This window comes from Bifidobacterium asteroides, from assembly GCF_030758775.1.
In the GTDB taxonomy this organism is placed as follows: Bacteria; Actinomycetota; Actinomycetes; order Actinomycetales; family Bifidobacteriaceae; genus Bombiscardovia; species Bombiscardovia kimbladii.
The window spans coordinates 726,190-750,703 of the sequence record NZ_CP132384.1 but is presented as its reverse complement, the minus strand read 5'-3'; the positions used below and the strand labels follow the sequence as shown (position 1 = coordinate 750,703).

Below are 24,514 nucleotides of genomic sequence, written 5' to 3'. Positions count from 1 at the left end.
CATTACTGGTCCTTGGACAGCTCCGGGAAGATCGGATAGCCATCCCAGCCCAGACGCATCCCATGGACCTTCTTGGCGGAGGCGCCAATGTTGTTTCCATAATAGAGCGGAACCGCCGGCATGTCCTGTAGAAGGATCTCCTCAGCCTGCTGGAAGAGCCTGTTGGCTTCATCGGTGTCCTTGGCCTTGGCAGCCTGCTTGAGCAGAGCGTCGAACTTGGGGTTCTTGTAGTCGCCATCGTTGGATCCGTTGCCATCGGCGGCCGAGCTGGCGAAGTTGCTCATCAGATAGCTCTCAGGCGATGGGTAGTCGGGTGACCAGGAGGATCTGAAGGCCGCATCCGTGTAGAGGCGCTTTTTGATGTTGCCGCGGAACTCGCTGAAGGTGGGCACAGGAGTGGCCTCGGCCTTGATGCCCAGCGTGTTCTTGATGGAGTTGGCCATGCCGTCGTAGAAGTCCTTGGCACCGCCATCTGAACTGTAAAGCATTTGGAAGCTCTTGTCGGCCGGCCACTTGCTGATGGCATCGGCCTTGGCCCAGTACTCCCTGGCCTTCTTGGCGTTGTACTTGAGGTTGTCCGAACCCTTGAGATCCTTGGTATAGCCCGGGATAGTCGGTGCGGTGAAGTCAGTGGGCTGCACGCCCAGACCGCCCAGGACCTTGTCGATCAGCATCTTCCGGTCAATGGCCATGGAGATGGCCAGGCGACGCAGGTGGCCCTCTTGATCCTGGCCCAAATGCTCCATCGTGGTAGGAATGGTGAACATCTGCAGGGTGGAGCCGGGCTTGTTATAACTCTGAACCATGCTGTCGGTCATGAAAGTCTTGACAGCGGAGGTGGGAATCCTGTCGATCACATCCAGGTTGCCCGCCTGCACATCGGAATAGGCGGAACCCAGATCCGTGTAGACCTTATAGTCGATGCCGCCGTTGCGGACCTTGACCTCCCCGTCGTAGTCGTCGTTCCTGCGAAGCTTGATCATGACGTTGTGCTGCCAGGACTCGAACTTGTAGGGACCCGAGCTGACCGGGTTCTCCCCGTAGGCCTTGGGATTCTTGTAGAAGGATTCAGGCAGGGGCGCAAAAGAGGTATAGCCCACCTGAATGGGGAAGGTGGACGAGGGCGAAATGAGGTCCACGGTGAAGGTCTTGTCATCGATGACCTTCAATCCGGAAAACTGGGCATCCGCAGGCGCTCCCTGCCTCTGCAGGTCATCAAAGCCCTTGATGTTGGAGAAGAAGCTGGCGTTCAGCTGGCCGTTGGACGCATTGGCGCTCCAGGACCAGGCCCTGGTGAAGGACTTGGCGGTGATGGGAGTGCCATCCGAGAACTTGCGCCCGTCGGCCAGGGTGATCCTGTACTGGGACATGTCGTCGTTGCCCTTGATCTCCGAGGCCAGATCGTTGTGGGCCTTGCCCTGGCCATCGAAGCGGACCAGCTTGGAGCTGATGGCATCCACGACCTGCCCGCCGCAGCTTTCCGCGGTGCTGCTGGGAATGAGCGGATTGGCCGGCTCGCACCCACGGACCGACACCACGGCGTTGTTGCTGGACTCGCTGCTGGACGACTGCTCGGCATCCTCGGCATTGGTACTGCTGCCTCCGCTGCCGCAGCCGCTGGCCAAGAGCGCCAAGGCACAGATGGCGGCTGAGGCCACCGTGAGCCGTGAACTCTTCTTCATTCCTGCTGCTCCCTTTGGCTGGTTACCAACATTGCGCCTGTATCCCGAAAGTCTTTGACTGATTTTCAAGCTAGAATACGCCATATTCTGATACCAGGATGTTTCCCGAGACAAGTCGTATCTCATTTGCCGGATTTCAGGCCCGGGGAAAAGCCTGCCTGTACCGGGCTCGCAGCTGCTCGATGGAGACGTGGGTGTAGCGCTGGGTGGTCCGCAGGGAGGAATGGCCCAGCATCTCCTGAACCTCGCGCAGGTCGGCTCCCCCATCCAGCATGTGCGTGGCGGCCGAGTGCCGCAGGGCATGGGGGGCGATGTCGGGCACCCCGGCCTGACCGGCCGCCTGGTGAACCACCTTGCGAACCTGACGCTGACCAACCCTGCCGCCCAGCTGACCCAGGAAGAGGGCCTGACCTGCCTTGCGGGCCGATTTGGCCGTTGCGCCCGCCAGGACCGGCCGCCCCTCCCCCAGCCAACGATCCAGAGCGCGATCGGCGGGCAGACCATAGGGCAGGACCCGCTCTTTGGATCCTTTGCCCAGGACCTTTACGGTGCGGCTGCGCCGGTTTACGTCATCCAGGTCCAGCCCGCAGAGCTCGGCCACACGCATGCCCGTGGCGTAGAGCAGCTCCAGCATGGCCGCGTCCCGCACCTGCAGGGCCGCCTGAACATCCTGGTCCTGCCGGGGCTCGACCGGATCATGGTCGACCGTATCCATCAGGGTGCGGGCCTGGTCGTGCGTCAGGATCCGTGGAAGGTGCTCGGACTGCTTGGGGCTGCTCAGGGCCAGGGTGGGGTCCGTCTTGATGCGGCCGTGCCTGCTCAGCCAGCCGAAGAAGGACCTCAGCGCGGCTGTCTTCCGGGCCATGGTCGAGCGGGCGTGGGTGGCGGATTCGTGGGCCAGCCAGGACCTGATGGTGGCCAGGTCGATCTGCGCGGGGTCATCGATGCCGTGCAGATGCATCAGATGCAGAAAGCCCGACAGGTCGGCCCGGTAGGATCGCACGGTATTGGGACTCTTGCCTGCCACCCGGGAAAGATAGTCGGTGAAGTCCTGCAGATCATGATCCACCGATGGCGCTCCCTTCGCTTGACTGTGCAGTATGTGCAATACAGTTTAGGCGCTTTCACCCTCGTCGCAGCCGCAGGCGATACTGGCCCAGGAGGTGGATGGCCATGCGTTTGCCAGCAGCCATACCGGCCGGATCGCGGCTGGTGGTCAGGATCGCCCTGGGGTCGGACCCGGAGGATGGAAGGCCCAAGTTCCGAGACTACGTGGGCCATGTGGTCGACTGGGACGGACATCGGCTGATCCTGGACAGGGACCCGGCGGCCAATGGGTCGCGTCCCGGGGAACGTGTGACCCTGCCAGCAGAAGACATGGTGGCCCTGAAGCCGGTCCCGGAACGCCGTTCGCCCCGCCCGGACCCACCTGATCTCAGTCGATGACCGGCGGGTGCAGCACCCGGGCCCGGCTGGTGGTCAGGAAGGCCGAGACCTGCTCACCGCGCAGGGCTGAATCCAGCAGCTCCTGCCGCCAGTTGCCCTCCTGCGGATCCAATTCAAGGTCGGTGGTGGACATCTGCTCCCGGTCGCCCAGGGCGGCCTTGTAGCGCCGGAAGGGGTCCGCCTGGAGGAAGAAGTCCTGGCGCTTTTCGTCGGCCTCCGGCTCCTGGTCCCGCAAGAGGGAGGCCATGCCCTGCAGATTCTCGGCCAGGGCATCCAGCAGGTCGGCCACCTGGCCGGCGTTCTCCTCCACCATGGCCCGGGTCCGCTCAGGATCGGTCAGGGCCACACGGGTCATGTCCCGCCAGGATCCGGCCGCCAGGGCCGAGGCCACTCGGCGGTCAGGCGACTTCGTCAGCATGTTGGCCAGGGCGGTGGCCACCACATGGGGCATGTGCGAGATCAGTGCCGCGGCCCGGTCATGGGTGGCATCGTCCAGGGCGATCAGCCGGTTGCCCAGTCCCTGGGTGACCATGTCGGCCACGGTCAGGAAGCGGCTGTAATCCGTATGTTCATCGACGCAGAGAGCCCAGAGGGCATCTTCCAGAAGGGCCGGGTCCGAGTCCTCATAGCCGGAGCCTTCGCTGCCGGCCATGGGATGGGCGCCTACATACCGATCGGCCAGACCGGCCTGCTCGACCTGACGGCGGACCGGCCCCTTGACACTGCCCACGTCGGTCAGGGTGGTGCCTCGGGTCAGCACCGGGGCCAGGGCCTGGAGCACCTCGGGCATGGCCCGCAAGGGGGTGGCCAGCACCAGCACGTCTGCCTTGCCCTTGGCCAGCTCCTCCAGGGTGTCCACGCAATGGATCCCCTGGCTGCGGGCCTGCTCGTAGGGACGGTCATTATGGTTCCATGCGATCACGAACCGACCCCGGGCGGCCAGGCGGCGGGCCAGCGATCCGCCGATCAGACCCAGCCCCGCCACGGCGATCTTGTGGGCCGAGGTCAGCACCGGCGAGGCGGCCATGCCCGCCATGGGGTGCATGTGCTCGGGCCCTGACAGGTCCATGTGCGGGAAAGACGCGGATTCATCTACCATAACAACTCCTTGCTGATCGTCTCGGTGTCGGGGTCCTCGCCCCGGAAGGCCCCCGCCCTGGGCAGCATCCATTCACGGATGGGGGGCGCTGGATGCGGGGTGCGCGGATGGACCGCCAGGGTCTTGAGCCAGTCCCCCCTGTCCAGCAGGTCGGCCAGCACCTGATGGAGCCCCTTCTGCCAAGGCGCGGCGTCGATGCTGGCTACAAAGCTGTAGGTCCCGTCGTGCCCCTTGATGGGCCGGGACATGAATGAGGTCATGTTCAGGCCCGCATCGCGCAGGCGGTCCAGCAGGTTGGCCAGCACGCCCGGCCCCGTATTCAGGGGGATGAAGGTGACGATGGACTCGAAATCCCCGCCCGGCGCCAGACGGCGTGCCAGCCGGGCTGCCTGGTCCCGGGCAGCCAGCAGCAGGAAGTCGGTGCGCGCGCCCTGATAGTCCTGCACCTCACGCCGGTAGGTCTCCAGTCCGTAGAGGCTCCCGCAGATGCGAGGACCCAGAGCCACCTGATCGGGGCCCAGATCACGGCAGGCCGCAGCGTTGGAGTTGGCCGTCACCGGATTGAGGCCGGTCTCTGTGATGAAGCCCTTGCACTGGGCCAGTCCATGGGGATGGGCGGCGACCTGGCGCAGGGGATCATGGTCAGCCCGGACGAAGGCGTCGAAGACGATGGGCAGGCGGACCATGCCGAAGCCCGCTACCGCTTGAGCGTCGATCAGGGCATCCATGTTGGGCACCACATGGCCCTCCACGTTGTTCTCCCAGGCCAGCACTCCCCAGCCTCGGCCCTCCTCCACGGCGGCCACGATGGCAGCCGCATCCGAGCAGGGGTGCAAGTCAGCCTTGCAGTCCAGCCTTGTCTCCATGAGGTTGGCTGCCTCAAGAGCGGCCTGATGGGTGAAGGTCCCCTCGGGACCCAGGAAGTGCAGGGGAATCCGGCCGGGCAGAGTCGCCGGCTTTCCTGACGGATCCTGGCTCATGCTGATCGCCCCTGACGACGCAGGGGACCGTCAGCAAACCAGGAGGCCGGCAGGCAGATGGCCAGGGTCTGGATCAGGACCAGCCCGCCCATCCAGAGAAAGACCGCATACTTGGCAAAGAATGTGGGGAAGTCGGCATAGGGCATGAGCACGTCGCCGCCAGGCCCCCGCATGGAGAGCAGCCAGACCGTGACCGTCGAGGCCACCAGATGCAGGGCCAGACCCATGGTGCCGCTGTCGCAACGGACCCACCAGGAGGCCAGGGCCACCAGCAGATAGGCCAGGACCATCCCCCAAGGCAGACCCTGGGCGGCCCCGGAGCGCTGGACCAGGGTTCCCAGCACGCCCACCGCCAGACCGATGGGCAGGCCCAGCAGGCAGCGGAAAGGACTCCTCTTGCCGGACTCACCCGCCGAATGGGAGGGGGCCTGATCCTTGGATTTGGAAACCTGAGACTTCATGGGTACAAGACTAGTCCGACCCGGTCACCGTGGGGCGGGCCGGGTCGGACTGAATCTGATTGTGGGAGAAGGGTTACTTCTTGTTGGCCCTGCGCTGGCGGGCGTTCCACTTGTACCAGGCATCCCTGTCCAGGATGATCTTGCGCACGCGGATGGACTCGGGGGTCACCTCCACGCACTCGTCATCGTTGGCGAAGTCCAGGGACTCCTCCAGGCTCATGTCGATGGGCGGGGTCAGGGTCTCCAGCACGTCGGCGGTGGAGGAACGCATGTTGGTCATGTGCTTCTCCAGGGTGATGTTGATGTCCAGGTCACCGGGCTTGTTGTTGATGCCCACGATCTGGCCCTCATAGACGGGCGACTGGGGCTTGACGAAGAACTCACCCCGGGCCTGGAGCTTCTGCATGGCATAGGGGCTGGCCTTGCCCGAGCGGTCGGAGACCATGGATCCGTTCTGCCGGGTCTTGATGTCGCCCGCCCAGGGGGCGTAGCCGGCGGAGATTGAAGCGGAGATGCCGGTGCCGCGGGTGGCGGTCAGCAGGGCGGTGCGGAAGCCCAGCAGGCCACGGGAGGGCACAGTGAACTGCATCCTGACCCAGCCGGAGCCGTGGTTGGTCATGGTCTCCATGCGGCCCTTGCGGTCGGCCATCAGCTGGGTGACCGCGCCCATGTACTCCTCGGGCACGTCGATGGTGTCGGACTCCATGGGCTCCTGAAGCTTGCCGTCCACGGTCTTGGTGACCACCTGGGGGCGGCCCACGGTCAGCTCGTAGCCCTCGCGGCGCATCTGCTCGGCCAGGATGGCCAGGGCCAGCTCGCCACGGCCCTGGACCTCCCAGGCGTCGGGCCTGTCGGTGGGCAGCACCTTGATGGAGACGTTGCCGATCAGCTCGCGGTCCAGACGGTCCTTGAGCATGCGGGCGGTCAGCTTGTGGTCCTTGCCCTCGGTGCCGGCCAGGGGCGAATCGTTGGTGCCGAAGGTCATGGAGACGGCCGGGTCGTCCACGTGGATCAGCGGCAGGGGCCGGGGGTCGTCCTGGTCGACGATGGTCTCGCCGATCATGATGTCCTCCACGCCGGCCACAGCCACAATGTCGCCGGGGCCGGCCTCGTCCACTGGCGAGCGCTGCAGGCCCTTGGTGCGCAGGATCTCGGTCAGCTTGAAGTTCTCGATGGATCCGTCCACGCGCGACAGGCCGTACTGGCGGCCCTTGCTCAGGGTGCCGTTGTAGATGCGCACCAGGCCCAGGCGGCCCAGGTAGTCGGAGGCGTCGATGTTGGTCACATGGGCCTGCAGCGGGGCGCCCTCCTCGTACTCAGGGGCGGGAATGTTGGTCAGGATGGCCTCGAAGAGGGGCTCCAGATCGTCGTTGTCGGGCACGGCGCCGTCGGCGGGCTGATTGACGGAGGCCTTGCCGGCCTTGGCTGCGCAGTAGATGACCGGCAGGTCCAGGAGGGAATCCAAATCCAGGTCCACTCCCTCCTCGCTCACGTCCTGGGCCAGTCCCAGGAGCAGATCGGTGGACTCGGAGACCACCTCGGAGATGCGGGCATCGGGACGGTCGGTCTTGTTGATGACCAGAATGACGGGCAGCTTGGCCTCCAGGGCCTTGCGCAGGACGAAGCGGGTCTGGGGCAGGGGCCCCTCTGAGGCGTCCACCAGCAGGACCACGCCGTCGACCATGGAGATACCGCGCTCCACCTCGCCGCCGAAGTCAGCGTGGCCTGGGGTGTCCACCACGTTGATGGTGATGCCGTCGGGCTCGCCCAGCTTGGCGGCCAGCGGACCTGTGTACTTGACGGCGGTGTTTTTGGCCAGGATGGTGATGCCCTTCTCCTTCTCCAGGTCGTTGGAGTCCATGACCCGGTCGGGCACCTCCTCCCGCTCGGAGAAGACGTGCGACTGCTGCAGCATGGCGTTGACCAGGGTGGTCTTGCCGTGGTCAACGTGTGCCACAATCGCCACATTTCGTATATCGCCGCGTACCGCCATCAAAACCTCATTCTCGTGAATGCTATCCCGGAATTGGACAAACAGAGACAAGTGTAACCGCCTTGTGTGACAGGCGTTCACTCCTCCTCGCCCTGGGGCGAACCTTGGACTGGGTCCGGAGGCTGAAGCTGGTCGGACAGCTCCTGGCGGGCCTGGGCCAGAGCCGAGTCCTCGTCGGGCAGGAAGGGGGCCAGGGAGGGCAGATCCTCCAAGGATTGCAGGCCCATCCGCTCAAGGAAGAGGTCGGTGGTGACCAGGAGCGCGGCGTGGGTCTGCTCGTCCAGACCCTCCTCGCGGACCAGGCCGCGCACCAGCAGGGCCCGGATGACCCCGTCCGAATTGACCCCGCGGATTTGCCCCACCTGGGCACGGGTCATGGGCTGGCGGTAGGCCACGATGGCCAGGGCCTCCAAGGCCGCCTGGGAGAGGCGTGCTGTCTGGCCGTCCTTGACGAAGGCCGCCACCACAGGCTGGTAAGCGGCCCGGCTGGTCAGCTGCCAGCCCCGGGCGGTCCGACGCAGTTCGAATCCTCGGTCGCCATAGGACTCGGCCAGCGATTCCAGGGCGGCATTGACCGGGTCCGGATCCACAGCCAGCACCCGGGAGAAATCCTCTGCGGTCAGCGGCCGGTCCGTGGCCACCAGAATAGCCTCCAGGCAGGCGGCCAGCCCCCCGGGAAAGTCCTGCACGTCAAAGTCCACGTATTCGGGACGGGTATCGGGAGCCGAGGTTTGGCTCATGCAAAGTCCCCCTCACTGATCAAGGCCGTTTCCGGCTCCTGTGTCGGCCCAACCCAGCGCAGGTAGAGCGGCTGGTAGGGGCCATCTTGACGGTACTGGATCAGTTCCTGCCTGAAGAAGATCAGCACGGCCAGGAATCGGGCCACCACCTGCGCCCGGCCCTTGGAGGAGGCGACCAGATCGGCGAAGGCCACCGGCTGCCCGGGCTGTGCCAGCAGGGCCTGGCGAACCTGGTCGGCCTCCTTGTTCAGGTCGACCAGGGGCACGTGCAGCTGGTCCAGACGCACCTGGGAGGCCGGAGCGTTGACCAGGGCGTTGGCGCAGAGCAGGGCCAGATCCTCCGGCTTCAGGGTCCAGACCAGATCAGGCAGCAGATGGGCCAGCTGGGGCTCCAGATGGCCGGGGTGCGGGTAGCGGCCCGAGTTGGCGGCCAGCCTGGCTCGAAAGTCCTGCCCTGCCTGCTTGAAGGCCCGGTACTGCAGGAGCCTGGCGAAGAGCAGATCACGCTCCCGGAGGGCATCCATGGAGGCCTGGTCGCGCATGGACTCGTCCTCCACAGGCAGGAGGGCGGCGCTCTTGGCCTCCACCAGCACCGAGGCCACGTCCAGGAAGGCGCTGGCCTGGTCCAGCCCCTGGCCGAAGTCCAGGGTGCGCACATAGTCCAGAAACTCCCCGGTTATGGCGGCCAGCGAGACCTCCGTCAGTGAGAGCTTGCGGTTGGCCAGCATGCCCAGCAGCAGGTCGAATGGCCCCTGGTAGACATCCAGGTCGACGGCAAAGCCGTCCGCTGATCCGCTCACGCCACGATGCCGCGGGCGATCAGCTCCCGGGCGACCTCCCGATACTCCTTGGCGGTCTTGTGCTCGGGGGCGAACATGGTGATGGGCTCGCCGGCCACCGTGGCGTCGGGCAGCTTGATGGACCGGCTGATGATGGAGTGCAGCACCTTGCCCTTGAAGGCCTCGTAGATGCGCTGAAGCACCTCGTCCGAATGCAGGGTCTTGGTGTACATGGTGACCAGCACCCCGTAGATCTGCAGGTCGGGGTTGATGCGGCTGCGGACCTTCTCTATGGATTGCATGAGCAGGGCCACGCCGCGCAGGGCGAAGAACTCGGCCGCCACGGGAATGATGACCCCGTCCGCAGCAGTCAGCGCGTTGACGGTCAGCAGGCCGAGCGAGGGCTGGCAGTCGATGATGATGGCGTCATACTCCTGCCGCAGGGGCCGGATGGTGGCCGCCAGGGCCTGTTCCCTGCCGACCTCGGTGACCAGCTGAATCTCGGCGGCCGACAGGTCAATGTTGGCCGGGATGATGTCCAGGCCGTCAAAACGGGTGTGCCGGACCACCTCGTGAACATCCAAGGAGGTGTCGAACATGGCGGTGTAAATGGTGTTGTCCACGCTGTTGGCATTGATGCCCAGGCCCACGGTGGCCGCGCCTTGGGGGTCGAAGTCCACGATCAGCACCCGTCGCCCATACTGGCACATGGCCCCGGCAATGTTGATGGATGAGGTGGTCTTGCCCACGCCGCCCTTCTGGTTGCACATGGCGAGGACACGGGCCGGACCGTGCTGTTTCAAAGGCTCCGGGGCAGCGAACGTCTCATACTCGCGCCCTAACAAATCCGTAGGCATGCCTCTACCCTATCAAGTTTCCGTCCGCTTTCGCGGGTTGGCGGGTCAGCGGGCGCGGGGATGGGCCGTCTGGTAGGTCTCCATCAGGGCCTGGGGGCTGACGTGTGTGTAGATCTGCGTCGTGGTCACCGAGGCGTGGCCCAGCAGCTCCTGGACCGAACGCACATCGGCGCCTCCCTCCAGCAGATGAGTGGCAAAGGAGTGCCGCAGGGTGTGGGGGTGCAGGGGTCTGTTCAGCCCTGCCCGGCGGCCGGCATCCCTGACCACCTGCCAGACGGTCTGCCTGGTCAGCCGCTTGCCCCGCTTGTTGAGGAAGACGGCACGCAGCTCCCTGCCCTTGGAGGCTCGATCGCACAGGCTGGACCGCCCCAGATTCAGGTAGGCCTCCATGGCCTGGCAGGCGTAGGAGCCCATAGGCACCAGACGCTGCTTGTCGCCCTTGCCGGTCAGGCGGACCACCCGCTCGTCAAGGTCCATGTCTTCCAAATCAGTGCCGACGGCCTCCGAGACCCGGCAGCCGGTGGCGTACATGAACTCCAGCAGGGCCTTGTCCCGCAGGACGACCGGATCCTTGGACCCGCCCATGGCGGCCACATCCAGCAGCCGGGTCACCTGGTCCACGTCCAGCACATCCGGCAGGGCCGAGGTGCCCTTGGGAGCCTTGACGGCACGAGAGACATCCTGGTCGGTCACCCCCTGCTTGAGGGCGAACCGGTGCCACTCATGGACGGCGGCCATCCTCCGCGAGCGGCTGGCTGGACTCTCGTCGGCCAGATGGGCCAGAAAGCCCTCCACATCGGCGGTTTGAATCTGCTCCAGGCTGGTGATGCCGCGGCCGGACAGCCAGTTGATGTACATGGTCAGATCGGACCGATAAGCCTTGACCGTGGCGGGGGCAAGACCCCGCTCCAGACCGGTGTAGGCCAGGAACTGATCCAGCAATGCAGTCAGCCCCTCCTGATGATCACCGTCCACTACTGCTTAACCTCCGGTTCTCTTCATCAGTGCTGGTCTTTAGGCCATATTCTAGCGCTCAGCTCCCCTGTTCCCGTGCTTCCAACGCGCCTGGGATCCAGATGGCCGATATCAAGATGGCCGATCAAGAGACCTCCTGGATCAGCCCCTGGATCCCTTTTTGCTGAAGAATCCGCCGGTAGGGGCCGGCCTCCCTGCCGATGATCCGGTCGATGGCGTGCATGCCCAGCAATTCGACCGGCGCATTGTCATCGGTCAATACCCTCCCCTTGGCATCCCCAACCGTGCTCAGACGGGAGCTGACCTGCCCCATCATCTGGGACAGGTCCGGATCAGGGCTGACCCTGGCGGCCGCCTCCGCCAACAGGTCGGAACCCGGGTAGTCCCCCATCGCATCCTTCTTGCCCTGGCTATCCCCTCCTGGTCCCGAGACATCCTCGGAAGAGGGACGACGCGCAAAAAGCTCGCGGTTGGTGGTCTGGGGCACGTCGGCCGTCAGGATGGCATCAGACCCGAAGACCCTGGTGATGGTATTGGTCAGGGCCGCATTGATGGACCCCTGACCGTCGTCGATCATGTTCATGTTGACCACCATGACTCCGCCCGGATTCAGGTGGTTCCTGACCAGGGCGAAGAACTCGGTGGAGCTCATCTGGAAGGGTATGGTGATGTCCTGATAGGCATCGACCATGATCAGGTCGAAGCGCTGGCCACTGGCTGCCAGCCAGGCTCGGCCGTCGTAGGTGGAAACCGGGATATCGGCGGGCTGATCAAAATACTTGATGGCCAGGTCGCTGATGGCCTGGTCGATCTCCACCCCCTGGACGGCCATCCGAGGATAGTACCGCCTCAGTTGCCGGGCGTAGGTCCCGGTCCCCATGCCCAGGATCAGGGCCGAGCGGGCCTGATCAGCCATGAGCGGCGCCGCCAGGGCCGTGTCGTAGTACATGCCGGTCATCCCGGGGTGCTTCATGGTCACCGACTGAACGCCGAAGAGGACGTTGGTGGAGAGGATGGTCCTGTCCGCCAGGGTTTTGACCTGCAGGTAGTTGTAGATGGACTCGCCCTCGTAGGCCAGGCCCTTCTCCCAGAAGGCGAACCCCGTCATCGGCGACAGGGCTGCCGAGACCACAAAGGCCACCGTGGCGATCAGGCAGGCCAGGCGGTGGGCATGGGAGGAAAGAAAGTAGACCAAGGCCACCAGGAGCAGTATCCCGGAGAAGATCAGAAAGGTGACGAAGGTCCCCACGGCCGGGATGGTCACAAAGGTGGGCAGGAAGGTGCCCAGGATGGATCCTACGGTATTGCAGGCGCTGAGCCGGCCGACCACCGAAGCGTTGTCGTCCAGGGAGTCGGTGGCGCTCTTGACCAGGCCGGGGGTGATGGTCCCCAGGAGGAAGAGGGGCGGGACAAAGATGATCAGACAGGAGATGAAGGCCGCCAGGACCAGGAAGTTGGTGGAGACGGCCACGATCAGCAGCCCCGAGATCAGGATGATCAGATACTTGCCGACCAGGGGGATCAGGGCGATCCAGACCGCCGCGGCCATAATGCACAGGTAGAGCCTGTCCGGGTCAGGGTTCCGGTCGGCCCAGCGGCCGCCGACGACAGCACCCAGGGCCAGGGCGATCATGATGGTCCCGATGATGATGGTCCATACGATCTGCGAGGACGAGAAGTAAGGAGCCAGCAGGCGGGAGGCCCCCAGCTCGGCGGCCATGACGGCCATCCCCGAGAAGAACTCCGTCACATAGAGAAAGATCCGAGACCGCAAAATAGGGCGCGACTGATTGATTCTGGCCCTTTTGGATGTACCGCTGCTCGGCGACTGACTGGCCTGACCTGCCGATGCTGCCGAGACAGCCGACGCGTCTGCGCTGTGATCACTGTTCATGGCGGCTCCCGGCATCATTGTCGTCAATCAACTTACCGTCCCCATGAGGAATGGTCAAATATGCAAAGAACCCCGCGAAAGGCGGGGTTCTTGCAGTAGGGTGTTCAGGTCCGCTGATCAGGCTGCGACCGGAGCGTTCACATCGGCAGGCAGGGCCTTCTTGGCCTCAGCCACGATGGCGTTGAAGGTGTCGATGTCGTTGACGACCAGGTCGGCCAGGGCACGGCGATCCAGCTCGATGCCGGCCAGGCGCAACCCCTGGATGAAGCGGTTGTAGGTGATTCCCTGGGCGCGACATCCGGCGTTGATGCGCTGGATCCACAGCTTGCGGAAGTCGCCCTTGCGGGCCTTGCGGTCCCGGAAGTTGTATGTATATGAATGAAGCAGCTGCTCCTTGGCCTTGCGGTAGAGACGGGAGCGCTGGCCACGGTAGCCTGACGCCCGCTCCAGGACGACCCGACGCTTCTTATGCGCGTTGACTGCCCGCTTGACTCGTGCCATAGATATTCCTCAGCTTTCTAAAATCTCACTCGACGCGACAGCACCCGCTCAGCGGGCCAGCATCCTCTTCATGTTCTTGGACTGGGTCGGAGCGAGCACCTCGTCAGTGGACAGGTGACGACGCTTCTTGGCCGACTTGTGCTCCAGATTGTGGCGCATACCGGTCCCGGCGTGCATGAGCTTGCCCGAACCCGTGGTCCGGACGCGCTTGGATGCGGCGGAGTTACTTTTCATCTTCGGCATTGCTGCCCTCCTTGGATTTCATCTGCTTGGGAGAAGTATTGTTGTCGGCCTTGGCAGCCAGATGGGCCGCCTGACGGGCCTTGCGCTCGGCACGGGCCTGGCCGCCCCGCCGACGCTGCTCGGACTGGGTGTGGACCTTCTTGCCCTTGGGCGACAGGGTCATGATGATGTTGCGCCCCTCCTGCTTGGGGGCAAACTCGATGGAGCCCAGATCCGCGACGTCGTCAGCCAGCTTGCGCAGGAGCTCCACGCCGCCGATGGGCCGGGACTGCTCGCGCCCACGCAGCATGATGGTGACCTTGACCTTGTCTCCGGCGGACAGGAAGCGGCGCACGTGCCCCTCCTTGACCTCGAAGTCGTGGTCGTCGATCTTCAACCTGAAGCGGATCTCCTTGATCTCCGACATGCTCTGATTGCGGCGGGCCTCACGAGCCTTGATCTTCTCGTTGTATTTGAACTTGCCGTAATCAATGAGCTTGGCGACCGGAGGCTTGGCCTTGGGCGCAACCTCGACCAGGTCAAGGTTGGCCTCCTTGGCCAGGTTGAGGGCGACGGAGGTCGCAATGATTCCCACCTGCTCGCCGTTGGGCCCGATCAGGCGTACCTGAGACACTCGTATATCGTCGTTAATCCTTGGTTCGTCGCTAATGATGACTCCTTCTCAAATACCACAACATCCACTGCCTGCAGCCGATCCACATGAGTCCAGACGAAAAGACCATCGCTGTAAACGACGCGCTTCCGCGTTCATGGGCGATTCTGTAGAATACAACAGAATATCGCCACTCCTCGAACCCGAAGTCATGAGAGACTTCCAGGTGGGTCACCCGCTTTCTTGATTGCTCAAGCCGTTGGATATACTAGCACAATGCCGATAAGCGGTCAACTCTGACCGTTCTGGACCTCCGAGTCCTGGCTGATCAGGCGCCAGGCCTCTTTCACGACTTCCATGAAAGCAGCGGGATCATGCGCGAAACGGCCTAGAAAGACCCCATCGACAGTTGGCCATAGCTCAGTCAACAATCCCGGAGCAGCAGCCCCTCCATATATGAGCGACAAATTGTGGCATTGGGGGCCAAGCTTGTTTTTGATAATCGAACATACCTCTTGGACGTATTCAACTGGAGCGGGGCGGGAAGCTCCGACGGCCCAGACGGGTTCATATGCGATCCAGGCTGGAAGGTCAGGCTTCTCACCCAGCCCCATTTCGATCTGTTTTAAGCAATATTCAGCGGCTGCCTCAGGGCCGTGGTTGCTAAGCTCACCCACACACAGCAGGGGTGTCAATCCATTGCGCCAGCATGCACGAACCTTCCGCCCGATGAGTTCATCATCTTCCCCATACAGGCGACGGCGTTCCTCATGACCCACTTCGGCCACGGTCACACCCAGATCAAAAGCATCCCGGGGCGAGACCTCTCCAGTAAACGGGCCACGATCTTGATCGCATACATCCTGAATACCAAGATGAACATCCGTGGACAGCAGGGCCTGCCCAGCCTGCTCCACCGTAAGGTAATCCGGCAAAACCGCCATCGTCACCTTGTCCTGTGGAAGGGCTGCGGCATTGAGAAGATCGGCTAATCGTCGACAATATGCCAGTGTCTGTTTTCTTGTAAAATACATTTTCAGGCTTATAGCTACAATCGGCTTGTTCATCTTCCCCACTCTGCGCTATTAAAATTGACTATCTGCTGCCCACGGATTCATCATTGCTGATGAAGCTCAAATTCGCGGATGCGCGCCACCTTCGGGCCGCTTCTGGAATCAGGATCGAACTCACTGTCCAGATAGGCCCTTAACAGGGATTTGGCTGTTTCGGGCCCCAGAACCTGAGCTCCCATGGCGATGATGTTCGCATCATTGCTGCGGCGGGCACGCTCGGCTTGATATATGTCCGATACGCAAGCGCAATAGGCTCCCGGCACTTTATTGGCCGAGATCGAAACGCCTAGACCCGTCCCGCAAAGCAGGACTCCTCGATCCGCTTCGCCCCTAACCACAGACTGCGCAAGGGCGATGGCCACGTTGGCGTAGATCGGATCATCGGTAGGAAAATCGATCACCTCGTGACCTAGACGTCTTGCCTCCTCCATGAGCACATTCTTCAACCCTGCAGCATTAGGATCGGCTCCAAACGCCAGTCTCATTATCTTTCACCTTTCCTTGAATCTCGAATATCGACCTAGCGGGCTAGCGGCCTATACCACAACGCCTATGACGGCATCCACCAGCAACAGAGCAATCAGACCTACCACCGATTGGACAGTCACCAGGAAGCTCCATGTCTTCAGCGTCTGAGGAACGGTCATGTCCAGATACTCCTGGAAGAGCCAGAAGGCGCCGTCATTTACATGAGAGAAGATCATCGCGCCTACGGCGATGGCTAACACAGCCAGTGCCTTATGCAAATCATCTGCTTGTGCGACCATGGGAGCCACGATGCCCGCCGCAGCAGCCACAGCGACCGTGCCAGACCCAAGAGCGACACGGAAGAGCGCAGCGATAAGCCAAGCCAGCAGAACGGTGGGAATGGCCCACTTGGCTGTGGTTGTCGCTATTTGATCGCTCAGACCAGTGCTCTGCAGCATTTCCTTAAGGCCACCGCCTGCGCCAATGATCAGCAGAACATTGACCACACCTTTGAGACTGGTCTTGCTCTGACTCAACGTCTTCTTGGCGGTCATACCCGAGCCGAGCCCCAGGAAGATCAGCGCGTACAAGGCCGACAGGAGCAAGGCGACCACTGTATTGCCAAAGAATTGCGTAATCACATAACCGACGGAGCCCTTGGAGAAGACCGCCTTGCCAATGGTGCCGATGATCAGCAGAACCGGAGCCAGCAATACCGAAGGCAGTGATTTGACTATGCCGGGAGCCTGTGCCAGGTCGTCGTCCTTGGTGGCGTACTCAGAGCCATCACTTACCTGATAACGAAGGTAGTACCGTTGCATGAGCTTGGGGAACAGCCAGACACCGGCCGCGAACACAGGAATGCAGATTACGATGCCGATCATGGAAACCAACCCGAGATCCACTCCGATTGCACCTGCACCGATGACGGTTGCAGGGCCGGGAGGAAGCAGACCATGGGCGGTCATCATACCGGCGGCCATAGGAATGGCTACGTAAAGCGCACTGGTATGAGTCCTCTTAGCCACAGAGAACACAATTGGAATGAGGAGCACGAAGGTGACCTCAAACAAATTGGGCAATTCGATGATCAAAGCCACCAAACCCACAGCAAGAGGGATCAAAGCCTTCTTGCTCTTGCCCACGATCACGTTGGCTATGCGTTCGGCTCCGCCGCTGCTGACGAGCATCCCACCGATGATGGCTCCCAAACCTATCACGATACCGGTGGTGGACAGCTGAGAACCGAACCCCGTAGTAAAGGATTTGACGGTCTTCTCCGTGCCCAGGCCATTGACCAAACCAAGGCCCAAAGATGAGATGATGAGCGCCACAAAGGGATGCAGTTTGCAGTACACAATCAGAACTATTAAAACAATGATGGCGGCAATGCCGCTGAGAACTGGAAGCATGACACTCTTTCCTTGAATGTATGACCAAAAGACGGCCCCGAAATCAAGAGGATGCCGGGGCACGTCGAACAGTCAGGCAAATGGATGACTTCCGTTGTCGATCCTCTTCACCTGACCGTCGGTAAGATCTTGACGATCAGCGATTGACCCTGCTTGATCCGATAGCGCAGGCAATGTTGAAGGCATTCTGGCTTGAAGTGATGTTGGCCTTGTTCTTTCCAACCAGATCGAATGCCGTTCCATGAGCAGGCGTATCTATGAAGACAGGAAGACCGCCTTGGACAGTGACTCCACCGTCAAAGCCCATCAGCTTTATAGCGATCTGGCCCTGATCGTGGTACATCGTCACGACACCGTCATACCGGTCCTTGGCACCAATAAATATGGTGTCAGCCGAATAGGTTCCCTCCACGTTAATGCCGGCCTGCCGCGCCTGCTCGATACCAGGACGAATGATATCAATCTCCTCGCGGCCAAAAATGCCGTTCTCGCCATTATGGGGGTTCAAAGCGCAAACCCCAAGGCGGGGTTCCGCTATGCCCGAGTCATGCAACAAGTTGTGCAGCAGAGTGATAGCGCTGACCACACCATCCTTGGTGATACGGCCCGGCACGTCCTTGAGTCCCATATGACTGGTCACCCTTGAAGTCCACAATCCTGGAATGATATTGATTTCACTCGTAAATCCATCGAAGTCCAATTTCTTGGCAAACCAACGGAGCTCGTCGAGCTCGTTCATGCCGCCCAGGTGCAGGCTGGTCTTGTTCAACGGCATGAAGACCATGGCTTCGATTTTGCCGTCTCGCGCTAGATCCAGTCCGCGACTGAGCTGATGCAGTGCGCGCTCGCCGGCTTCCTTGGACGTTTGCTTGATGGGGATAGCGGTTTCAGGTAGCGAATGATCGTCGAGAACGGCTACCGCATCATCATTAGGCTGATCAGCAATGGGGACTTCCAGACCGGCTTTCTCGGCCGCGGACTCCACCTCAACCCTGTCAGCCAAAACATAGATGTCAGCGGACTTGCGGTTTTTGGGATCAGCGAGCAACCTGACGCCAAGTTCAGGGCCGATGCCGGCCGGATCGCCGAACGTCATGGCAATACGTGGTTTTGTTGATGCATTTGCACTCATATGTACTCCTTTGTTGGATATGGTGTTGGTTTATTTCCCCAAATCTTTGACCGATTGGTTCATCGTTTCGAAGGTCACGGCCGGGAAAGCAGTTTCTGCAGGTATTCAGCGTTGTGAGCGCAGACGGATAGAACATCGCCTCCGTAGTGCTCACAGATGAACATGCCCTGGTACCCGCAGCTTTGGGCATAATGGACCGCCCAACGGTAATCGATGATGCCGTCACGCAAGGTTGTGGGTATAGCAACATGCCAGGAACCGTCAGGGGCTTCGTCGCGCTGGTAGTTCTTCAGATGCCAGTAAACCGCATATGGAAGCGTCTTCCGATAGGTTTCGCGCCAATCATCGATCCGCCGGTGCAGGCGGACCAGGTTGCCCACGTCTGGATTGAGACCCACGTTGGGCAGGCCTACCTCGGATACGAAACGGACGGCGGAGTCAGCGCGACCCAGATAGGTGTCCTCGTACATCTCCAAAGACATGACCATTCCTGCGTCATTAGCATGCCGGCCCAGCTCTCTGATTCTGCGTACCGCGGTCTGCCAGCGCTCAGGGTCGTCAGGCGGATCCACCGGACCCTGTCCCAGCCAGAACCAAAAGGCCTTGCGCTGTGAGGAGTTCAGGGGCTGATGCAGTCCGGTTGAAAAGACTTTCATACCCATCTCCGCCGCAGCGTCAATGCTGGCGTGCGCATAGGCCAGATTGTTCTGCCCGATTCCCGGCTGAATGACGCTGGCGCGCTGCACATGCAAGGAGGGCAATTCAACCCCGCAGCTGTGTGCAGTCTCCACCAATTCATGCCTCCTTGCAGGAGTCATATCCGCCGGCCTGATCCAGGCATCCGACAGTTCGGCGTAATGGAAACCGGCGCCTGCTATCGCTGTGAAAATCTTGGCCCAATCGCTTGGGTCGGCCTTGGTCATCGATCTACCATCCGCTCCTTGCAGAGGCGCTCCATTCAGGCAGGTGGCAATCACTGGCTTATCGGTCACGGCCGCACTCATGAGAGCACCACCTTGTCGGCATTGCACTGTTCTTGGCTGGCCAAATCGTTCAGTACGGGACTTACGGCTTGGACAATCATGGCGAATGAGACCGCTCCTGGGTCTGGGGTACCCAGATCCTTGCTGCCATGGGCTTTCGCGCGACCCTTCTTGGGCAGCATATCGGCTGTCTCCTCAGCCCCATGGCGAGCAGCTTCTGCAGCGTGGCTCCAAGTATTTGCCAGCGAATCCCCGCCGCTGGCAAAAGCTTGCACGAAAGGATGCACGGCATCGATCATGGTCTTGTCTCCCGGTTTCGCCCCGCCAAACTCCATAAGCTGCTTGTCAGCGTCGCGCCAGCCCTCTGCAATCTCCTCCTTCCCAGGTCTCGATGAATCGGAGAGATGACCTGCCAGGGATGTCAGCAATTCACCCCAGAGCGCTCCTGACGTGCCGCCTGCCTTATCGGCCCAGGCTTCAGCCGCTTGCTTCAATGCAGTTCGGCAACCGGACCCAGTTGCTATTGCTTCATCTGCAGCTTTTGCCGCTGCTTCAGCACCGCGCTGCATGCCGAGTCCATGATCCCCGTCACCCGCCACCGCATCTATTCGTCCCAGATAATCCACGTTGTCGTTAACGCATTGCATCACAGTCTGCATGATTCTGGCCAAGATTTGAGCAGCCTGTTTTGACTCCGGGGTGGCCTGCTCTTCTTTTTCGGTCGGACCGTCCTCCTGCGCGGACACTTGGGCATCTATATCCGTCTGGCTGGAATCTACATGATTACCCAAATGCAAAGCCGGCGTCTCTGCGGAAGCACACCAAAGGGGCTCCAAATCCTCATCCAGCCAGCACAAGGAAAGCGACAATCCGCTCATATCAAAACTGGTGCAAAACTCCCCCACCAGAGGTTGGATCAATCGCAGACCCAGCTGTGACAGACGTCGTTGGACAGCATCGTATACAGCAAAGAGCTCATCAGACTTAAGAGCGCCCAAGCCGTTAAGAATGGGAGCCACATGCGCCCCATGCATTTGACGGTCCTCGGGTCTTTCATCCATGAGGCGTCGGACCAGCAGATCCGCCAAACCATCGATAGTAGGCCGATCTGTTTGACCGATTCCAGGCTCCCCATGAATGCCGAGCCCTAGCGACATACGGCCTTCAGGGACACTGAACAGTGGTTTGTCCGACCCGGGCAGCGTGCATCCGGAAAATGCCACACCCAAGCTGCGTGTGCAAGCATTAGCACGTATAGCCAAGGCTTCCACAGAATCCAGGTCCATTCCGGCCGCACAGGCGGCTCCGGCGATTTTGAAAACCGCCATATCACCCGCTATGCCTCGGCGTTCCTGAATTCGATCCGGAGGGGCGGAATACAGATCATCAGTAACCGGCAGAACTCGCACATCATGGCCCTCGGCACGAAGCGTGCGTGCAGCCTGGTTGAAATTCAACCGATCCCCCTCGTAGTTGCCGAAGATGAGGATTATGCCTCGCCCTTGATCGGCTCGACGGCAAACGTCAACAACCTGCCTGGCGGATGGAGATGCGAAAATATTGCCCTGCACGGCCGCATGAGCCATGCCCGGCCCCACGAGTCCCGCGAATGCCGGATAGTGCCCCATGCCTCCGCCGATTACCAGCGCAACCTGATCATTCCTGGAGCGTGTAGAACGAATCACGCCACCCGGGCATGCCTTGACATACCCAGGATTGGCCTGGACGAATCCTCTGATCGATTCCGTTGCGAATTCACCGACATCATCAATCCGACACGCCATCGTGCGCAGTCCTCTCTGTCCTCGAGCTCTTCACCCGCAAAGTTGGTGAGCCCAGGAGCATGACACTGGGCTCTTCTGTTTTTTGAGATCCGCTTCAGGACATCGCCATCCCTTGCGGTACTTTCAGTGATAGCAAAAATACCCATCAAAAGCGAATGCTTTATGCATTAATGGTGATATTCAGCATGATATACCTGATATTTGTGGGAATATTTTCATTTATCAGGTATTTATTGGTATCGGATAAATGAAACAAGATGCTGTATAAACAGCCAAGCATTTGGGCATAGTCCTGCAAAGAACAGGTTGATCAGTCTATAAAATCCACCACAATTCAGACCATGCCGCGATGCACGTCTGTATTTGTGCGTGGAGAACTATCGCCTACTGCCGGACCAGATGTGCTGCCGTCGTCTGGTCGATGACCAGGTGAGTAACCAAGCCGGCATTAAGAGCCGTAGTCAAGGCTTGAACCTTGTTTTCATCGGCTACGATGAACAGACGAGTCGGCACCCTGAGCAATTCCTCTCGGCTCAGCCCGGTCGACCTTTTATTGATGGCCAAATCACGCATGCTGCCGTCGCTGCGGTAGAAGGTGGAGGTCACATCCCCCACTACATGCTCACGTTTAAGCTCTTCTCGATCATGACGGGACAGCACTCCCGGACTAAACAAGGGGCTGGGCGTGGCCCCATACGGAGTGCCGACAGAGGTTATGATCAGATCCAAGGAACGCCGCAATTCCAGCATCTGACGAATGCTGGTCTCCTTCCACATCATCTCACGAGTTTCACTGGAATCGAAGATGGCAGGGGCGGGGAACAAATGAACTTGAGCGTCATATGCGGTGCCAAAGCGAGTGAGGATCTGGGTAAAATAATTTTCCCCGAAGGAAAGTGTATTCCCGAAACCATGAAGCTGCAGAATCTCAACACCCGATAGATGCTTGGGTATCAGCTGAAGGGAGAGAGATTCTATAGTTCGGCCCCACGCCACCCCGATGACCGTATCGGAATTGACCATCTTCCAAATCTGCGATTGAGCGGCATCTCCTACGGCAACCCTCCGCCTGGTAGCATCCAATATCTCACCAGTACCCACAACAACTGCATGGATATGGAACTCCTCCTCAAGATGATGCCTCAGCTCGAGCGCCGAGTCCTCCTGACGATTGACGGTGAACTCGATGATGTGGCGACGTTTCGCCTCAGACAGCAGACGCGAGACAGTTGACGTGGACACATCAAGCTCTCTTGCCACGGCTGCAACTTTCATGCCGTGCACCCAATAGAGTTCGGCGGCATCCGCCATCCTGCTTCTGGCAACATCAGGGCGTAAAGCCATGGAGGGTACCCCCTTATCCAGCTCTGTGAAGCTGTTTCAAGGGTACCGCGTTATTTTCCGAGATCTTGAAGCTCCGGCTTGGTTCCGTCGTGGATGAAGTAGACGTCATACCAGGTCAGGAAGGAGTAGACGGTCCAGATCTTGCGGCGGGCGTCGTTGCGCTTGGCGTAGTTGTCGTCCAGCATGCGCAGCAGGGCCTCCTGGTCGAAGAACTCGGACACCCAGTCCTGCTCGAACATGCTGCGGACCAGCCGGTAGTAACGCTCCTGATGCAGCCAGTCCCTGATGGGCACGGGGAAGCCCAGCTTCTCCCTGGCGGACCACTCCCGGGGAATATGGCGGTCGGCAGCCTTGCGGAAGGCGAACTTGGTGTTCTGATCAGTGATCAGATATTTGGTAGGCACCTTCTCGGCCACATCCATCAGCTTGCGGTCCAGCAGGGGCACCCGCAGCTCCAGGGAGTGGGCCATGGTCATCTTGTCGGCCTTGAGCAGGATGTCCCCGGGCATCCACTGATGCATGTCCAGGTACTGCTTCTTCTTGAGCTCGGACAGGCTGCGCCCCTTGAGCCGGGCATAGATTCGCCCAGTGATCTCACAGACACGGGGAGCCTTGCGGTAGGCCGGCTTGAGCAGCCTGCCGGCCTCGTCCTCGTCGAAGACCTTGGCCTGGCCGATGAAGCTCTCCTCGGCGGGGGCCAGGTTGGCGTAGAGGTGCCAGGCCCCGTGGAAGTGCTTGCCCTTGGCCCAGCGTCCGATGGCATACCGGGCCTTGCGGGGCAGACGGCCCAGGAGACGGGTGACATCCTTGATGATGCGCGAGCGCGTGTGCACGCCGTAGTCTACGTAGCCTGCGAAGAGCTCGTCGGCGCCCTCCCCGCTCAAGACCACGCGCAGGTCCCGGCTGGCCAGCTCGGAAAGGAAGAAGAGCGGCACGCAGGAGGGATTGGAGTCAGGTTCGTCCATATACCACTGAATCTGCGGGAAATAGCTGAAGGCCTGGTCGCCGTCCAGGGACTCGGTGGTGTTGTTGAGCTTGAGTATGGAGGCCAGCTCGCCAGCCTGGTCGGACTCGTTGTAGGTCCCCTTGCCGAAGCCTATCGAATAGGTGTGCCGGGGGCGTGCCAGGGCTGCGACATAGCTGGAGTCCACCCCGGAGGAGAGGAAGGAGCCCACCTCCACATCGGCCACCTGGTGGGCCTTGACCGAATCCTGGACGGTCTGGTCGATGGAGTCGACCAGGTCCTTCAGATCCTGCTTGCTCTCCCCAAAGGCCGGGTCATAATACTGGTGGATGTCCATCTTCCCGTCCCGGAAGGTGAACCAATGGCCCTCGGGAAGCTTGAATACCCCCTTGAAGAAGGTCTCCGGAAGCGCCGGGTACTGGAAGGTCATGTAGGGACGCAGGGCCTGGGTATTGAGCTCCTTGTGGAAGTCCGGATGCTGCAGGAGGCTCTTGATCTCCGAGGCATACATGAAGGTGCCGCCCATCCGGGCGTAATAGAAGGGCTTGATGCCGAAGTGGTCCCGAGCCCCGAACAGCTCGCCGCGTCCCCGGTCCCAGATGACGAAGGCGAACATGCCGCGCAGGCGGTTGACCACTTCGTGACCCCACTGCTCGTAGCCGTGCAGGATGACCTCGGTGTCGGACTCGGTGGAGAAGGTGTGCCCCAGGTCGATCAGCTGGCGGCGCAGTTCACGGTAGTTGTAGATCTCCCCGTTCATGGTGATGGCCATGGAGGAGTCCTCGTTGAAGATGGGCTGGTCGCCGCCCTGCAGGTCGATGATGCTCAGGCGCCGAAAGCCCAGGGCCACCCGCCCATCAACGAAATGCCCCTCGTTGTCGGGGCCTCGGTGGGCGATGATATCCGTCATCCGCTTGAGCACGGCCGTTTTTTCCTCGGTAGAGGTGTCGTTGACGAACCCAGCAATTCCGCACATTGGCATGACTCCTTATCAATCCACCAGCAGTCCACAATAGCCTAAAAGGGCAACAGGGAACAGACGGGCCTCACTTATATGTGGACTACGCCGGAACCCCATGGGTGAGAAGCTCCGGCGTGTCACTGGAGGCAGA

The 24,514-nt window shown here is 61.1% G+C and carries 23 protein-coding genes; 1 reads left to right on the top strand and 22 read right to left on the bottom strand.

The annotated features are described in order from the left end of the window. Positions 1–2: 2 nt before the first annotated feature. Together RAM15_RS02755 and RAM15_RS02750 are read right to left on the bottom strand one after the other, a co-directional pair. Entirely contained in the window at positions 3–1,682 is a 1,680-nt protein-coding gene (locus tag RAM15_RS02755; RefSeq protein WP_306221964.1) for a peptide ABC transporter substrate-binding protein, read from the bottom strand. Positions 1,683–1,818: 136 nt separating this feature from the next. Then, on the bottom strand, positions 1,819–2,751 hold the full coding sequence (locus RAM15_RS02750) for a tyrosine recombinase XerC (RefSeq protein WP_306221963.1): 933 nt from the start codon (positions 2,749–2,751) through the stop codon (positions 1,819–1,821). Positions 2,752–2,855: 104 nt separating this feature from the next. Here RAM15_RS02750 and RAM15_RS02745 point away from each other — a divergent pair, with 104 nt between their 5' ends. Further along, entirely contained in the window at positions 2,856–3,128 is a 273-nt protein-coding gene (locus RAM15_RS02745; RefSeq protein ID WP_306222233.1) for a DUF6725 family protein, read from the top strand. On the opposite strand, the gene RAM15_RS02740 is transcribed toward RAM15_RS02745, so the two are convergent. From RAM15_RS02740 to asnB, 20 genes are all read right to left on the bottom strand, one after another. Beyond that, positions 3,118–4,155: a prephenate dehydrogenase gene (locus tag RAM15_RS02740; RefSeq protein WP_306222232.1), complete on the bottom strand. Its 1,038-nt coding sequence runs from the start codon at positions 4,153–4,155 to the stop codon at positions 3,118–3,120. The genes RAM15_RS02745 and RAM15_RS02740 overlap by 11 nt on opposite strands. A gap of 65 nt (positions 4,156–4,220) precedes the next feature. Further along, a complete protein-coding gene (locus tag RAM15_RS02735; RefSeq protein ID WP_306221962.1) occupies positions 4,221–5,207 on the bottom strand; it encodes a prephenate dehydratase domain-containing protein in 987 nt (328 codons plus the stop codon). Beyond that, positions 5,204–5,668 (bottom strand): alcohol dehydrogenase, encoded by a 465-nt coding sequence (locus RAM15_RS02730; RefSeq protein ID WP_198200724.1) that lies wholly within the window; start codon positions 5,666–5,668, stop codon positions 5,204–5,206. Before RAM15_RS02730 ends, RAM15_RS02735 begins: the two co-directional genes overlap by 4 nt. Before the next feature lie 73 nt (positions 5,669–5,741). Continuing rightward, positions 5,742–7,661 (bottom strand): translational GTPase TypA, encoded by a 1,920-nt coding sequence (typA, locus tag RAM15_RS02725; protein WP_045924317.1) that lies wholly within the window; start codon positions 7,659–7,661, stop codon positions 5,742–5,744. Positions 7,662–7,738: 77 nt separating this feature from the next. Then, positions 7,739–8,401 (bottom strand): SMC-Scp complex subunit ScpB, encoded by a 663-nt coding sequence (gene scpB / locus RAM15_RS02720; RefSeq protein WP_306221960.1) that lies wholly within the window; start codon positions 8,399–8,401, stop codon positions 7,739–7,741. Then, complete coding sequence (locus tag RAM15_RS02715; protein ID WP_306221959.1) at positions 8,398–9,201, bottom strand: segregation and condensation protein A; 804 nt, start codon at positions 9,199–9,201, stop codon at positions 8,398–8,400. Before RAM15_RS02715 ends, scpB begins: the two co-directional genes overlap by 4 nt. Then, on the bottom strand, positions 9,198–10,037 hold the full coding sequence (locus RAM15_RS02710; RefSeq protein ID WP_015021621.1) for a ParA family protein: 840 nt from the start codon (positions 10,035–10,037) through the stop codon (positions 9,198–9,200). Before RAM15_RS02710 ends, RAM15_RS02715 begins: the two co-directional genes overlap by 4 nt. 45 nt (positions 10,038–10,082) lie before the next feature. Further along, positions 10,083–11,012 carry a site-specific tyrosine recombinase XerD gene (gene xerD / locus RAM15_RS02705; protein ID WP_045924142.1) on the bottom strand — a complete coding sequence of 310 codons (930 nt, stop codon included), beginning with the start codon at positions 11,010–11,012 and terminating at the stop codon, positions 10,083–10,085. 124 nt (positions 11,013–11,136) lie between these two features. Further along, positions 11,137–12,762, bottom strand: a complete 1,626-nt coding sequence (locus RAM15_RS02700) for a spermidine synthase (protein ID WP_306221957.1) — start codon at positions 12,760–12,762, stop codon at positions 11,137–11,139. Positions 12,763–13,023: 261 nt separating this feature from the next. Next, positions 13,024–13,407, bottom strand: a complete 384-nt coding sequence (gene rplT / locus RAM15_RS02695; protein ID WP_015021618.1) for a 50S ribosomal protein L20 — start codon at positions 13,405–13,407, stop codon at positions 13,024–13,026. Positions 13,408–13,455: 48 nt separating this feature from the next. After that, on the bottom strand, positions 13,456–13,650 hold the full coding sequence (rpmI, locus tag RAM15_RS02690; protein ID WP_015021617.1) for a 50S ribosomal protein L35: 195 nt from the start codon (positions 13,648–13,650) through the stop codon (positions 13,456–13,458). Continuing rightward, positions 13,631–14,302: a translation initiation factor IF-3 gene (gene infC / locus RAM15_RS02685; protein WP_029676114.1), complete on the bottom strand. Its 672-nt coding sequence runs from the start codon at positions 14,300–14,302 to the stop codon at positions 13,631–13,633. The genes rpmI and infC overlap by 20 nt, the downstream gene beginning before the upstream one ends. Before the next feature lie 230 nt (positions 14,303–14,532). After that, positions 14,533–15,309, bottom strand: a complete 777-nt coding sequence (locus tag RAM15_RS02680; protein WP_306221956.1) for a triose-phosphate isomerase — start codon at positions 15,307–15,309, stop codon at positions 14,533–14,535. A gap of 50 nt (positions 15,310–15,359) precedes the next feature. Next, positions 15,360–15,800, bottom strand: a complete 441-nt coding sequence (locus RAM15_RS02675) for an RpiB/LacA/LacB family sugar-phosphate isomerase (RefSeq protein ID WP_045924139.1) — start codon at positions 15,798–15,800, stop codon at positions 15,360–15,362. 51 nt (positions 15,801–15,851) lie between these two features. Continuing rightward, positions 15,852–17,258, bottom strand: coding sequence for a GntT/GntP/DsdX family permease (locus tag RAM15_RS02670; protein ID WP_306221955.1), 1,407 nt, complete (start codon positions 17,256–17,258; stop codon positions 15,852–15,854). Between the two features lie 73 nt (positions 17,259–17,331). After that, positions 17,332–18,327, bottom strand: coding sequence for a 4-hydroxythreonine-4-phosphate dehydrogenase PdxA (locus tag RAM15_RS02665; RefSeq protein ID WP_045924137.1), 996 nt, complete (start codon positions 18,325–18,327; stop codon positions 17,332–17,334). Between the two features lie 74 nt (positions 18,328–18,401). Next, positions 18,402–19,331 (bottom strand): sugar phosphate isomerase/epimerase family protein, encoded by a 930-nt coding sequence (locus RAM15_RS02660; protein ID WP_306221954.1) that lies wholly within the window; start codon positions 19,329–19,331, stop codon positions 18,402–18,404. Beyond that, a complete protein-coding gene (locus RAM15_RS02655) occupies positions 19,328–21,094 on the bottom strand; it encodes a dihydroxyacetone kinase family protein (protein ID WP_306221953.1) in 1,767 nt (588 codons plus the stop codon). The genes RAM15_RS02660 and RAM15_RS02655 overlap by 4 nt, the downstream gene beginning before the upstream one ends. Positions 21,095–21,478: 384 nt before the next feature. Further along, complete coding sequence (locus tag RAM15_RS02650; RefSeq protein WP_306221952.1) at positions 21,479–22,405, bottom strand: sugar-binding transcriptional regulator; 927 nt, start codon at positions 22,403–22,405, stop codon at positions 21,479–21,481. Between the two features lie 83 nt (positions 22,406–22,488). Then, positions 22,489–24,378, bottom strand: a complete 1,890-nt coding sequence (gene asnB, locus RAM15_RS02645) for an asparagine synthase (glutamine-hydrolyzing) (RefSeq protein WP_306221951.1) — start codon at positions 24,376–24,378, stop codon at positions 22,489–22,491. Positions 24,379–24,514 lie beyond the last annotated feature (136 nt).

Bases quoted from the DNA above. Each gene is read 5' to 3' on its own strand.
- rplT (WP_015021618.1), bottom strand. From the start codon at position 13,407: ATGGCACGAGTCAAGCGGGCAGTCAACGCGCATAAGAAGCGTCGGGTC.
- typA (WP_045924317.1), bottom strand. From the start codon at position 7,661: ATGGCGGTACGCGGCGATATACGAAATGTGGCGATTGTGGCACACGTT.
- RAM15_RS02680 (WP_306221956.1), bottom strand. From the start codon at position 15,309: ATGAACAAGCCGATTGTAGCTATAAGCCTGAAAATGTATTTTACAAGA.
- RAM15_RS02755 (WP_306221964.1), bottom strand. From the start codon at position 1,682: ATGAAGAAGAGTTCACGGCTCACGGTGGCCTCAGCCGCCATCTGTGCC.
- RAM15_RS02665 (WP_045924137.1), bottom strand. From the start codon at position 18,327: ATGAGTGCAAATGCATCAACAAAACCACGTATTGCCATGACGTTCGGC.
- RAM15_RS02650 (WP_306221952.1), bottom strand. From the start codon at position 22,405: ATGGCGGATGCCGCCGAACTCTATTGGGTGCACGGCATGAAAGTTGCA.
- rpmI (WP_015021617.1), bottom strand. From the start codon at position 13,650: ATGCCGAAGATGAAAAGTAACTCCGCCGCATCCAAGCGCGTCCGGACC.
- scpB (WP_306221960.1), bottom strand. From the start codon at position 8,401: ATGAGCCAAACCTCGGCTCCCGATACCCGTCCCGAATACGTGGACTTT.
- RAM15_RS02735 (WP_306221962.1), bottom strand. From the start codon at position 5,207: ATGAGCCAGGATCCGTCAGGAAAGCCGGCGACTCTGCCCGGCCGGATT.
- RAM15_RS02660 (WP_306221954.1), bottom strand. From the start codon at position 19,331: ATGAGTGCGGCCGTGACCGATAAGCCAGTGATTGCCACCTGCCTGAAT.
- RAM15_RS02675 (WP_045924139.1), bottom strand. From the start codon at position 15,800: ATGAGACTGGCGTTTGGAGCCGATCCTAATGCTGCAGGGTTGAAGAAT.
- RAM15_RS02730 (WP_198200724.1), bottom strand. From the start codon at position 5,668: ATGAAGTCTCAGGTTTCCAAATCCAAGGATCAGGCCCCCTCCCATTCG.
- RAM15_RS02740 (WP_306222232.1), bottom strand. From the start codon at position 4,155: ATGGCCGCCTCGCCGGTGCTGACCTCGGCCCACAAGATCGCCGTGGCG.
- RAM15_RS02710 (WP_015021621.1), bottom strand. From the start codon at position 10,037: ATGCCTACGGATTTGTTAGGGCGCGAGTATGAGACGTTCGCTGCCCCG.
- RAM15_RS02745 (WP_306222233.1), top strand. From the start codon at position 2,856: ATGCGTTTGCCAGCAGCCATACCGGCCGGATCGCGGCTGGTGGTCAGG.
- RAM15_RS02655 (WP_306221953.1), bottom strand. From the start codon at position 21,094: ATGGCGTGTCGGATTGATGATGTCGGTGAATTCGCAACGGAATCGATC.
- asnB (WP_306221951.1), bottom strand. From the start codon at position 24,378: ATGTGCGGAATTGCTGGGTTCGTCAACGACACCTCTACCGAGGAAAAA.